The 11,704-nt window shown below is 39.1% G+C and carries 11 protein-coding genes and 3 pseudogenes; 8 read left to right on the plus strand and 6 right to left on the minus strand.

Annotated features, from left to right (window positions below; genetic code table 11):
• Positions 1–10 precede the first annotated feature (10 nt).
• The 5 genes from rnm (at position 11) to ABX891_RS08680 (ending at position 3,605) form a co-directional block, all read left to right on the plus strand.
• Complete coding sequence (gene rnm / locus ABX891_RS08660) at positions 11–865, plus strand: RNase RNM (protein WP_002961577.1); 855 nt, start codon at positions 11–13, stop codon at positions 863–865.
• Complete coding sequence (locus tag ABX891_RS08665) at positions 862–1,482, plus strand: L-threonylcarbamoyladenylate synthase (protein ID WP_002961576.1); 621 nt, start codon at positions 862–864, stop codon at positions 1,480–1,482. Before rnm ends, ABX891_RS08665 begins: the two co-directional genes overlap by 4 nt.
• A gap of 6 nt (positions 1,483–1,488) precedes the next feature.
• Positions 1,489–2,325, plus strand: a complete 837-nt coding sequence (locus tag ABX891_RS08670; protein WP_354629303.1) for a segregation and condensation protein A — start codon at positions 1,489–1,491, stop codon at positions 2,323–2,325.
• A gap of 145 nt (positions 2,326–2,470) precedes the next feature.
• Entirely contained in the window at positions 2,471–3,022 is a 552-nt protein-coding gene (locus ABX891_RS08675; protein WP_354629304.1) for a cytochrome b, read from the plus strand.
• A gap of 1 nt (position 3,023) precedes the next feature.
• Positions 3,024–3,605 carry a YceI family protein gene (locus tag ABX891_RS08680; protein WP_039489966.1) on the plus strand — a complete coding sequence of 194 codons (582 nt, stop codon included), beginning with the start codon at positions 3,024–3,026 and terminating at the stop codon, positions 3,603–3,605.
• 84 nt (positions 3,606–3,689) lie between these two features.
• Here ABX891_RS08680 and ABX891_RS08685 read toward each other — a convergent pair whose 3' ends face one another.
• Both ABX891_RS08685 and ABX891_RS08690 read right to left on the minus strand, forming a co-directional pair.
• Positions 3,690–4,532, minus strand: a complete 843-nt coding sequence (locus tag ABX891_RS08685) for a transporter substrate-binding domain-containing protein (RefSeq protein WP_354629305.1) — start codon at positions 4,530–4,532, stop codon at positions 3,690–3,692.
• A 139-nt stretch (positions 4,533–4,671) separates the two neighbouring features.
• On the minus strand, positions 4,672–4,839 hold the full coding sequence (locus tag ABX891_RS08690; RefSeq protein ID WP_002961566.1) for a hypothetical protein: 168 nt from the start codon (positions 4,837–4,839) through the stop codon (positions 4,672–4,674).
• 387 nt (positions 4,840–5,226) lie between these two features.
• On the opposite strand from ABX891_RS08690, the pseudogene ABX891_RS08695 reads away from it, so the two are divergent.
• Positions 5,227–5,778: pseudogene (locus ABX891_RS08695) on the plus strand (hypothetical protein).
• Here the strand turns inward: ABX891_RS08695 and ABX891_RS08700 are convergent.
• Positions 5,775–6,579: pseudogene (locus ABX891_RS08700) on the minus strand (M61 family metallopeptidase). The pseudogenes ABX891_RS08695 and ABX891_RS08700 sit on opposite strands and share 4 nt — an antisense overlap.
• 187 nt (positions 6,580–6,766) lie before the next feature.
• Between ABX891_RS08700 and icd the strand changes: the two are divergent.
• Positions 6,767–8,035 (plus strand): NADP-dependent isocitrate dehydrogenase, encoded by a 1,269-nt coding sequence (icd, locus tag ABX891_RS08705; RefSeq protein WP_138488944.1) that lies wholly within the window; start codon positions 6,767–6,769, stop codon positions 8,033–8,035.
• A gap of 12 nt (positions 8,036–8,047) precedes the next feature.
• Here icd and ABX891_RS08710 read toward each other — a convergent pair whose 3' ends face one another.
• Positions 8,048–8,479, minus strand: coding sequence for a hypothetical protein (locus tag ABX891_RS08710; protein ID WP_354629306.1), 432 nt, complete (start codon positions 8,477–8,479; stop codon positions 8,048–8,050).
• Positions 8,480–9,031: 552 nt separating this feature from the next.
• Between ABX891_RS08710 and ABX891_RS08715 the strand changes: the two are divergent.
• Positions 9,032–10,405: pseudogene (locus ABX891_RS08715) on the plus strand (IS4 family transposase).
• Here the strand turns inward: ABX891_RS08715 and ABX891_RS08720 are convergent.
• Both ABX891_RS08720 and ABX891_RS08725 read right to left on the minus strand, forming a co-directional pair.
• Positions 10,406–10,594: a hypothetical protein gene (locus ABX891_RS08720; protein WP_182756541.1), complete on the minus strand. Its 189-nt coding sequence runs from the start codon at positions 10,592–10,594 to the stop codon at positions 10,406–10,408. It lies immediately after the preceding pseudogene.
• 74 nt (positions 10,595–10,668) lie between these two features.
• Entirely contained in the window at positions 10,669–11,616 is a 948-nt protein-coding gene (locus ABX891_RS08725; protein WP_354629307.1) for a LysR family transcriptional regulator, read from the minus strand.
• Positions 11,617–11,704: the final 88 nt, after the last annotated feature.

Consider the following 11,704-nt stretch of genomic DNA (forward strand, 5'->3'; position numbering starts at 1 on the left):
CAGTTTTCTTTTGATAAAATACGATTTACATAGCCATACTACACATTCAGACGGGCGTTTAACGGTTGAAGAATTATTGCATCGCGCTGTTGATAAAAATATTGATGTGTTTGCTATTACCGATCATGACACTGTGGCGGCTATTAAGCCTGCTCAGCAATTTATTGAAGCAGAAAACTTGCCGCTTTCATTAATAACGGGTACCGAAGTGTCTACCAAATGGGAAAGCTTCGAAATTCATATTGTAGGTTTAAATATTGATATTAATAATATTGACCTTACCTCTTTATTATCGGCTCAGCAGCAAAAGCGAGAAGAGCGTGCACTAGAAATTGGCGCACGCCTTGCAAAAAATGGTTTTGATGGCATTTACGAGCAAGCTAAAGAGCTGGCAAAAGACGCGCAAATTACGCGCGCACATTTTGCACGTGCCCTTATTGAGCGCGGTGTAGCTAAAAATTTCCCGGGTGTTTTTAAAAAGTACTTAGGGCGCGGCAAAACAGGCTATGTACCTAGTTGCTGGTGCACCATGCAAACCGCTGTAGAGGCAATACATGCCGCTGGTGGTGTTGCTGTACTTGCTCACCCAAGTAGCTATCAAATGTCAAACAAGTGGCTACGCAAATTATTAGTAGAATTTAAAAGTGTAGGAGGAGACGCAATGGAAGTTGCACAACCTCAACAGGCGCCAAGCGAACGTCAATTTTTAGGTGAACTCAGCCGTGAGTACGAACTACTTTGCTCGCAAGGGTCTGATTTTCATTTTCCGACAAGCTATTTAGAGCTTGGCAAAAATTTATACTTACCGAAAGACTGCCAAGGTGTTTGGCAAGTTTGGGAAGGACAAGAAGGGGCATTAACATGAGTCAATTATTCCATATTCATCCTGATAACCCGCAACCAAGATTGATTAGTCAAGCCGTTGATATTATTAAACAAGGTGGTGTTGTTGTTTACCCAACAGATTCGGGCTATGCCATTGGCTGTAATATTGGTAATAAGCAAGCCAAAGAGCGCATAGAGCGTATTCGTGGTATTGAAAAAAACGATAATTTTACGCTAGTTTGCCGTGATTTATCGGAGCTATCTACTTATGCACGTGTAGATAACCAGCTATTTAGATTAATTAAAAATAATACGCCAGGGCCTTATACCTTTATTTTTAAAGGCACAAAAGAAGTCCCTAAGCGTCTATTAAACGACAAGAAAAAAACCATTGGCATGCGTGTAATTGAACACCCAATTGCTTGTGCGTTACTTGCGGAACTTGGCGAGCCATTAATGTCGTGTTCTTTAATTTTACCCGGGCAGCAGTTTACTGAATCAGATCCGGATGAAATTTTAGAGCGATTAGATAAACACGTTGATTTAATTATTCACGGTGGCCATTTAGCCGAGCAAGCAACCACAGTAATCGACTTGTCAGAAGATGAAGTTAAAATATTACGTGTTGGCTGTGGTGATACAAGCCCATTTGAGTAATAACAAGTGAGCGAAAGTACTGCTGATACAAAAAGTAATGAAAAGCCAGTGCAGCAAAAGTTGCCACTGGCTTTTTTGCATGGTAAAGCGGTTGTAGATAAACCAGAAGACTTATATATTCCGCCCGATGCGCTCGAAATAATATTAGAAACCTTTGAAGGCCCTCTCGATTTACTGCTTTATTTAATTAAAAAGCATAAGCTTGATGTGCTCGATCTTTCTATTTTTAGTATTACAGAGCAGTATGTAAGTTACGTTGAAATGATGACCGAGTTTCAACTCGAACTTGCCGGCGAATATTTAGTAATGGCTGCGTTACTTGCACAAATTAAGTCGCGCTTATTACTCCCTGTTCACGAAGAGCTTGAAGAGGAAGAAGACCCTCGCGCTGAGCTTATTAAACGCCTGCAAGAATATGAGTTATTTAAAAAAGCCGCCGAAAACCTCGATGATATCCCCCGTGTTGGGCGTGATATTTTTATAGCGCATGCCGCTATGCCAATAAATGAAGACACAAGTCATAACCTCCCTGATATTGAACTTAAAGACTTAATGCTGGCGTTGAGTGATGTTATGGCGCGAGCAAAAACGTTTGAACATCATCAAATTACTGCTGAAGTACTCTCAACCCGAGAGAGAATGAGCCAAATATTACAACAGCTATCGAAAGCAAATTCAGCAGTGGTATTTAATGCGCTTTTTACGCTTGATGAAGGGCGTAGTGGTGTGGTGGTTAGTTTTATAGCCATGCTTGAGCTCATTAAAGAAGGACTTGTTACTTGTTTGCAAGTAAGCCCAGAGAGCTTAATTTATGTCAGCTTGAGCGAGCAATCCACCCTATAAACTTATCTGTTTAATCCTCAACTTCTAAAACTGACTTTAATTATCAAAGTTCTGTGCTTATACGCACGTAAAGTGTTTGTAAATGTTATTTTCATTTACGGCTATGCACTATATTGTAACGTCATAGCATTATAGGACGTTACACATGTTTAAAAATACACCTTCATCTTACGGACTTGTCGCCATTATTTTACATTGGCTCATGGCGTTGACTATTTTTGGCCTGTTTGGTTTAGGTTTATATATGGTTGAGCTTACTTATTACGATAGCTGGTATAAAGGCTCGCTCGATTTACATAAAAGCATTGGTATTACGCTTGTGGCCGTATTTTTATTTAGAATTTTATGGCGTGCTTTATCTACACAACCTAAACCCTTAGGTGAAAGTAAAGGCATGAACCAATTAGCACATACTGCGCATATTGCTATGTATATTATTTTGGCCGTTATTGTTGTTGCAGGGTATTTAATATCAACCGCAGACGGACGTCCAATTGAAGTGTTTACCTTATTTGATGTATCAGCGCTTAATTTTGCATTTGATGACCAAGCCGATATTGCAGGAAAAGTACATTATTATGGCGCGTGCACATTAATCGGGTTTGCAGTATTGCATGCACTCGGGGCGTTAAAACATCACTTTATCGATAAAGATAAAACCTTAATCAGAATGATCAAACCATTAAAGGATGATTAAAATGAAAAAATTATTAGTAAGCACAGCCGTTTCGGCTGCAATGATGTTATCGGCAACAGCCGCTAATGCAGCTGATTATGTAATTGATACAAAAGGCGGGCATGCATCTGTTAACTTTAAAATTAAACACTTAGGTTACAGCTGGTTATATGGTCGTTTTAATACTTTTGACGGCACATTTAGTTACGATGCTAAAAACCCTGATGCGTCAAAAATTATGGTAAACATTGATACCACAAGCCTTGACTCTAACCATGCAGAGCGCGATAAGCATTTACATGGTAAAGATTTTTTAAATGTAGATAAATACCCAAAAGCGACATTTAAAAGCACCAGTATTAAATTTGATGAAGATGGTGAAGAGGCCGACGTAACCGGCGAATTTACGCTGCATGGCGTAACTAAAACTATTACCTTTGAAATAGATAAAGTGGGCGAAGGTAAAGATCCGTGGGGTGGATACCGCGTAGGTTTTGAAGGCGAAACCAGCCTTAAACTTACAGATTATGGTATTGATTACAACTTAGGGCCTGCATCTACTCATGTTGATATTATTTTATCAATAGAAGGCGTTCGTAAGTAATACAGTTATTGAATATAAAAACGCCACTTACTGTGGCGTTTTTTTTGCTTAACAGAAACTCAAATTAAGCGACTTTGAATTTGTTTATTTTGTGCTATTAATACGTGACTTTAATAGAGGCCTTAAATCCTCAGGCAACCAGCGCATAAGTAAATCGTTATAAGCCTGCGTTTTTTTAATAACTTTAAGCTGCTCATTAAGAATAGCGATGTCTTTTGCGCCTTGCTCGTTTTTAGTACAACCAATAAAGCCATAACTGAGCGCTGGGGATTCGGTTAATGGACGTTGGGTTAAGTTTTCTTCAAAGTGCATTGATTTAGCTAAATAGTAATGCTCGCTTGGGTAACCCAGCAAAATATCAATTCGTTTTAGGTTAAGCATATATGTAAGGCTCGCTAGGCTATCGCGTGTGGGTCTAATTACTAAATCTATATTAGGCGTACTGTTTATCAATGTATCTATCTCTTGGCCATAAGAGCGGCTCATAGAAACTCCAAGAGTTAGTTTTTTATCTTGTATTAAATTGAGTAGTGATACTTCTTTTGATTCCGCTATATTTAATGCTTTGGCGAGCTTTTTATGCATTGCTATTGAAGGCGAGAGGCCCGTTGTCGAGCTTTCGTCTGTGAAATAAATATGCTCTTTTCTGTAATCATTTTTATAAAGCGATAACGCACAAACATTATTTGAAGTATTGGACAGCTCTTGAATTACTTTACCTGAGGGGATAAGCATGCGGTTAAAGGTGATATTAGGAAGTTGTTTTTCAAGTAAAAAAATTATGCTTTCGTCACGGCCTTGGTGTTGATATTGACCATTTAAAATATAATAGGGTGCAAAATCGTGCGCTAGCCAGTTTATGGTTCTAGCATTGCTTATTGAGCTCAGACAGAAAAAAAGTAAGAAAGTTAAAAATATACGGAGCATTACAACAGCTACCAGTAATTATTATTGTAAAACTATTGTAACCAATAAAGGGCTAAAAAGTAAAATGCCAGCAACAAGGCTGGCATAATATCTTATCAATAATTGCAATAATAGAATGGCAATTAAAGTTATATGTTGCTTAGTTAGCTTTTAGCCACTTAACAAACTGGCGTGCATCACTCGCTTTTTGAAATAATGCATTTTTTAAACCTTGTGTATCACTGAAGATTACACGATGTTTGTTTACTGAAATTGATTGCACTGGATGTGCTATTTGGATCATAGACCCGTTATATTTATAAGACATAATAAAACTCACTTTATTCTTGTTATTTATTCTGCGCTATATTTGTATAGCAAATTGCAGTCAATAAATTAACGATGTTGTGTTTAGCTTCATTACAGTGTTGACGATCTTTATGACACTTTTGCGATGATAATAAAAAATCATCTCGGTATTATTCAAGGGGTTCTCGCCGTACAATAACTTAGCTTTCAAATATACGTTTTGCGGGGCTTACTGGATCAGGGTAAATCTGGATCAGGGTAAATGGTTAACCGCGGCGGTTTCTTTAAACCAGAGAGGGAGGGTAACTTATATATAAATTGTGTGCAAGCTATTTATTATAAAAATATTTATAATAAATCTTATCAACTGCTTACAAAGCCCATTTTTAGTTACCAAAGGATAAGTATGAATTACCTAATAGTGAGTGATATTTATGGTTTAACCCCTGCTTTAAGTAAGTTATCACAGGCAATTAGTTCAAATTTAGTGAGTGTTGACCCATACAATAACAAGATTCAAGCTATTGAAAGTGAACAAGATAGTTATAATAATTTTATACAGCAGTGTGGCCATGACAAATACACGGACAAACTTCTAGAATGCTTTGAGAGTTTAAAAGTACCGACCACGTGTATTGCGTTTAGCGCAGGGGCAAGTGCAGCATGACGGGCACAGTTATTAACAGGCAATACACACCTTAAAAAGTTAATTGGCTTTTATCCGTCGCAAATTCGTAATTATTTAGCGTTAGATGCAAATGTACCCTGTGAATTCATATTCCCAGAAAGTGAGAGTCACTTTAATGTTGATGAAGTTATTAAAGCTTTAAGCACCAAAGCGAGTGTTAAGTGCTATAAAACCAATTTTTTGCATGGTTTTATGAACGAGTACTCAACCAATTTTAATGCGCAAGGGCTGGTTGAATATAGTAGCTATATAAAACAGAGCAGCCGTTAAAGCGTGTTTAGCTGCTTTTTATTAATATCAGGAAAATCAGTACGGGTATTATATTTTGCATACAGTGTTGTAAAAATGCTGCTGCTGGATAACTTATCTAACTCTTTTATAAAGGTTTTAGCACTAGAACGAGCGGGTCTACAGCATGTTTGATACTGTTTTATTATACCCGCGACAGATAAACCTTGTTTTTGTAGCTTAAGGTCGGCCTGTGCAAAAAAAAGCCGCACCCGTCCAATAAACACGTTGCTGGGCGCGTTGTTTCCACATATCGGCAGAGAGCTTATTAAGTGGCTGTGTTTTAGTTTTGGTTTGCAGGCGGGCACGATCAAATCCTGCATTTAAACGTTGTACAAACTGTGGCTGGGTGATTATACCGCTGTCACGCATTATTACGTTTTGCATATAACTGGCAAAACCCTCGCTTAGCCAAAAACCGGAGTAGGGAAGTAGCGGCAAATATAAATGCGAAAGTTCATGGTATAGCGTCCAATCTTTAGTGAATGCATTTAAACTGGCGTAGCGATCTATATGTAGTTCAATCCCATCGGGGTTATTGCGCTTAACTGTAGCCCAAGGTACAGGCTCAAAAGCAAAGTATTGCGGTTTTAAATAAATAGGCAAAGTGGTTTGCTTTAAAGGCCCCAGTGTATTTTGTGTTTTTTCAACACTTTGATTAACCCATGTAGACACCGTATTTTGAGCATTACTTGAGAGCGAGCTAAGATTATGTATGACTACTTCAGCGGCTAATACGTTAAAAGAGCTGATTGATAGTAGCAGTACAAAAAAGTATTTCATTAAAATGCTCCACTGTAATTTAATAACTGGTACGCCAGGCTTAATATACAAGACCAACTAAATGGATAAATAATCACGCCTAATTCTTTATTTTTTAAAATGATAGTAACTATAAAAGTACAAATACAGACACCTCTAGCTAAGCATGGTTTAATCAATTAATCGTTATTTTAAGTTAGGTTTAGCCATGACGTATCAGCATATTCAAGTTCCTGAGCACGGCCAAAATATCACTATTGATGCACAAGGACACTGGCAAATACCGTTAGAACCTATAATTGCCTTTATTGATGGCGATGGCGTGGGTTTAGATGTTATGCCGGTAATGCGCCATGTTGTTGATAGTGCAATTGAGCATTGTTATAAAAGTGCACGGAAAATTCATTGGATGCAAGTTTATAATGGCGAGCAGGCCGCAAAGCTGTATGACGGTGACTGGTTCCCGCAAGAAACAATTAACGCGGTACGTGCCTGCAAAATTGCCATAAAAGGGCCGTTAACCACACCACTGGGTGGTGGCTTTAGATCGCTTAATGTTGCACTCAGGCAAGAAATGGATTTGTTTGTAAATATGCGCACTATAAAAGGCTTTAGTGCACTTCCTTCTCCTTTAAAAAATCCTTTTTTAACAAACATAACAGTGCTTCGTGATAGCAGCGAAGACGTGTACTCAGGTATTGAGTGGCAAGCAGGGAGTGTAGAAAGCGAAAAAATGCTCGATTTTTTATGTGAGGAAATGGGCGTAACCCGCTTAAGGTTTTCACAAGAATGCGGTATTGGTATTAAAAATATATCTAAAGAAGGCTCTGAGCGACTAATGCGCTTTGCCATTAACTATGCACTTAAAAACGATAGTGAATCATTAACGCTAGTACACAAAGGTAATGTACTTAAATTTACCGATGGGGCATTTAAGCGTTGGGGGTATGCACTTGCACAAAGCGAATTTAATGCCACTGCACATGAAAATGGGCGTTGGCTGCAAATAGAGCGAGTAAATCAAGCACCTCTAATTATTAAAGAAGTTATAGCCGACAACATGCTGCAGCAATGTTTAATGCACCCAGAGCAATTTGATGTAGTGGTGACGACTAATCAAAATGGTGACTTTTTAGCGGATATGCTCAGTGCACAAGTTGGTGGTGTTGGCATAATGCCTGCTGCAAATTTAAATAACGATGTCGCATTTTTTGAGCCTACACACGGCACGTTTGAACGTATAGCAGGGCAAAATAAAGCAAACCCCAGCAGTAGTATTTTAAGTGCGGTATTAATGCTTAAATTTATGGGGTGGGACGAAGCCGCATTACTCATAGAAAATGCGTTAGAGCAAACATTTAAAAGCGGTGAAGTAACCTTTGATTTAGCGCAAGAGCAGAGCGATAACTCAAGTATTCATAACTCGACAACCTTAACTTGTACTGGCTTTGCAAAGAAGGTTATCGAGCACTTTTAAATACATCCATTATTAAGCTGCTGAGACAGTTTTTACTCTGTGCATACAAGGGCGGTTGGTTAACTGCGCGGCACGATGGTAAATCTCATGTGCTTGGGGTTCATCGCACTGCGTACCACTAAGCGTATCCATTAACGCAACAACAATAATTGCAGGAACCTGGCAGCAATATTCGTCTAAAACGGCTTCCGTCGTTTGTGCATCAACATGGCAAAGTGGATGATTTTTAAGTTGGTATGCGTTTAGCAATGTATCCACTTCTAATACATCATTTGGTTGGTGCTTTGTTTTACGGCATTTACAACCAAACTCATCAACTAAAGTAGCTAATGCTTGGTAAGTTTCAGTGGTGTTAGTTTTTGCGCATAACTGCTCTTCAATAAACTGATGTAAGTTAGCATCAATAAATAACCCGTCTTGTTGTGTGAAGCTTGATGTTGTCATAATTATTACTCTTAGTTTGTTGGCTTAACTTCACTCTAGCGCTAAGTGTATTATTAATGAAATTGTTGTTTTCAATAACTGACATTGATTTCATCAATAGTAAGTTTTAAAACTAAATAAAAAATAGAAAACATACCTAAATTATACTAATTAATTTGGTGCAGAGCGGTAAAAACGTGCACAAAACTGGAACAAGGGGATTAGTTGATGAGTTAAGTTTGATGCTTAGTTAATTGTTTTTATTGAATTTTAATTTTTTTATGAAGTCGGTACTAAGCTTGCTAACTATACTCTGTAGGTAGACTCCTATATCGACGATTTCCAAAAGCTCCATGGTATTTTCCCAAAGTTGAATACCACGGCGCTTTTTTATTTTCTCGTGTATTTTATTTAGCCGTAACAATAGTAATATTAAATTTTAATAAAGTAGGGAATAGCCACTAAAATAGCTGTCTCTTATACACAAATCCCTGCTAAGAAATTAGCGGGGATTTTTTTGAACTAAATCTCAATGTCATGATCAGATCTTCAAATCTTGTTTGAGGGCACATTATGATTAACGAACATACTCATTGGGCAAAACAACAATTCGGTAAATCGGACTTAGGTGATCCAAGAAGAACAGCGCGTCTGGTAAAGTTAGCATCAACGCTTGCAAATGAACCAGGAAAACCACTTGTGAACATCACTCAATCCCCCGCCGATATGGAAGGTGCCTACCGCTTTATTCGCAACGAGAATATTGACGCAACGGCTATAGCAGAGTCAGGCTTTAAAGCCACGGTTGAACAAGCAAAAAGTCATAACTTATTGCTCGCATTAGAAGACACGACCACACTAATTTATAAGCATTCCTCCATTCGAGATGATTTGGGTCATGTCGGACGAGGAGCAAAACAACGAGGCTTGTTAGCTCATAGCGTATTACTGTTTGCGCCAGACACAAAGCAAGTTGTGGGATTAATTGAACAGTCTCGCTGGAGTCGTGATATCAACACGATTGGAAAAAGAGAAAAACACGCGACGACTTCTTACGAAGAAAAAGAAAGTTACAAGTGGGAGTCAGCGTCACGAGCGATGGCAGAGCGGCTGCAAGGACAAATGGCGAACGTGATATCGGTGTGTGACCGCGAAGCGGACATCTACGAATACTTGCAGTATAAACTGACCGAGCAGCAATGATTCGTCGTACGCTCGATGCAAAGTCGTCATATTGAAGAAGGTGAGGATAAGCTCTATGCGTTTGCAAGCGAGCTGATGAGTGCAGGCACCAAACACATCCACATTGCACAAAAAGGAGGAAGAAAAGCCCGAAGCGCAACACTGGATATCACCTATGCGCCAGTGACACTCAAAGCGCCTTACAATAAGAAAGGACACTCCCTCCCAGTTTACTATGTCGGCTGTACAGAGCGAGGAAACGCTAAGAACGGCTTAAGCTGGCACCTATTAACCAGTGAACCAGTCACCAGCAAAGAAGACGCCTTAGCTATCATCACCTACTATGAGCACCGTTGGCTTGTAGAGGAATACCATAAAGTCTGGAAAAGTGATGGTACGGATATCGAAAGTTTACGCCTTCAAAGCCAAGATAACATGGAAAGATTGGTGACGATTAATGGCTTTATTGCGACGCGAATATTGCAACTAAAGTTCACCAATGAGCAGCCTGATTCTCCAAGTTGTGAACAACTGTTATCTCCCAAAGCATGGAAGTTATTGTGGTTAAAGAGAATAAAAACACCATTGCCTGAAACTGCTCCAAATATGTCATGGGCGTATCAGGAACTGGCAAAGTTAGGAGGCTGGAAAGATACCAAGCGCACAGGGCGTGCATCTGTGAAAGTGTTATGGAAAGGATGGCTTAAGTTACAAGCCATCCTGGAAGGCTACGATTTAGCAAAATCTCTTGAGTCAGACTTGTGATCAAGAGACAGCTAAAATAGCGCCTACAATCAACAGCATGCTAACACTGCTCATAAAATACGGAAATACCAATAGCGACAAACCAATACAAAGCGGTACTACGGCTTTTTTTCTTCGCCCGTAAGTAAGGTAGCCAATACCTATGCCTCCAAACAAAACACTCCACGCAATTATTGATGCACTATCCATTTTTACTCCATTTGAAGTTATTGTCTAAAACCGAGCTTGTTTGAAACTCATAGCACAGCATGTCTATATTTAATTTATCTATCTGCAATCGTTTTAGCAAACGCTAATAATTCACGCCTTAACCATTGGTGCGCCGGTGCATGGTGCAGCAGTGGGCTCCATATCATTTTTACCTCAATAGGCACTATTTGGAATGGCACAGGGCTGATTACTAAATCAGTATGAGAGGTTAATAACTTAGCTTGCCTGCGCGGTAGGGTGGCAATAAGTTGCTCTGATTGGCAAAGCAGGCTTGCAACCATATAGTGGCGAGTAAAAACACGTATTTTACGGGTTTGTTCTAGTTGCCAAAGCGCTTCATCTACCCAGCCTAATTTTTGCTTTCCTGATTTATTAGTAACAGCGGCTTCAGGCCCCCAGCCGGCACGATTTACCCAAATATGCTCTTTTTTTAAGTAGTCGTCTAACCCTGATTGTTGTAAAAATGTATTTTTAGGATGGGTTAAACAACAGTAATTATCGCGCCAAACACTGGCTTGATGAAACGAGCGTGGCAGGCCATTAAAGCGGTTTATTGCTAAATCTATAGTGCCTTTTTCCATGTCTTGCAGGTTTACGTCGCTTGGACTTAATACATCAAAATTAATACCGGGGTTTTTACTAAGCTGCGCCGTTATAAAGGGGGCTATTAAGGTCGACTCTATGTAGTCGTTTGCCATTATTCTAAACGTAACTTCAGCCGTTGTAGGGTTAAATTGCTCACTAGGCTGCGTAATAGCTTCGACCATTTTTAAGAGCGCCTCAACTTCAGGCTTTAACGCAAGCGCCTTTGCCGTTGGCGCCATAGAGCCTGCAGCACGCACAAGTAGCGGGTCGTCAAATAAATCGCGCAAACGTTTTAATGCGTTACTCATAGCCGGTTGCGTAAGCGCGAGTTTATTTGCAGCTTTTGACACACTTTTTTCATCAATGAGTACATTTAAGTAAACTAACAAGTTGAGGTCGACGTTTCTTATATTCATATGATCAATTTAAATTATATGCTTTATTAATTATCTAAATTAAAGCCTGCTTGCTAAGGTGTAAACAATTAATAAAAAATAACCGCCA

The organism is Pseudoalteromonas sp. NCIMB 1079 (assembly GCF_040567695.1).
GTDB lineage: Bacteria > Pseudomonadota > Gammaproteobacteria > Enterobacterales > Alteromonadaceae > Pseudoalteromonas > Pseudoalteromonas distincta.

Coding starts and splice junctions, on each gene's coding strand:
- ABX891_RS08675 (WP_354629304.1), top strand. CDS start 2,471: ATGTTTAAAAATACACCTTCATCTTACGGACTTGTCGCCATTATTTTA.
- ABX891_RS08680 (WP_039489966.1), top strand. CDS start 3,024: ATGAAAAAATTATTAGTAAGCACAGCCGTTTCGGCTGCAATGATGTTA.
- ABX891_RS08690 (WP_002961566.1), bottom strand. CDS start 4,839: ATGTCTTATAAATATAACGGGTCTATGATCCAAATAGCACATCCAGTG.
- ABX891_RS08710 (WP_354629306.1), bottom strand. CDS start 8,479: ATGACAACATCAAGCTTCACACAACAAGACGGGTTATTTATTGATGCT.
- ABX891_RS08720 (WP_182756541.1), bottom strand. CDS start 10,594: ATGGATAGTGCATCAATAATTGCGTGGAGTGTTTTGTTTGGAGGCATA.
- icd (WP_138488944.1), top strand. CDS start 6,767: ATGACGTATCAGCATATTCAAGTTCCTGAGCACGGCCAAAATATCACT.
- ABX891_RS08685 (WP_354629305.1), bottom strand. CDS start 4,532: ATGCTCCGTATATTTTTAACTTTCTTACTTTTTTTCTGTCTGAGCTCA.
- ABX891_RS08725 (WP_354629307.1), bottom strand. CDS start 11,616: ATGAATATAAGAAACGTCGACCTCAACTTGTTAGTTTACTTAAATGTA.
- ABX891_RS08665 (WP_002961576.1), top strand. CDS start 862: ATGAGTCAATTATTCCATATTCATCCTGATAACCCGCAACCAAGATTG.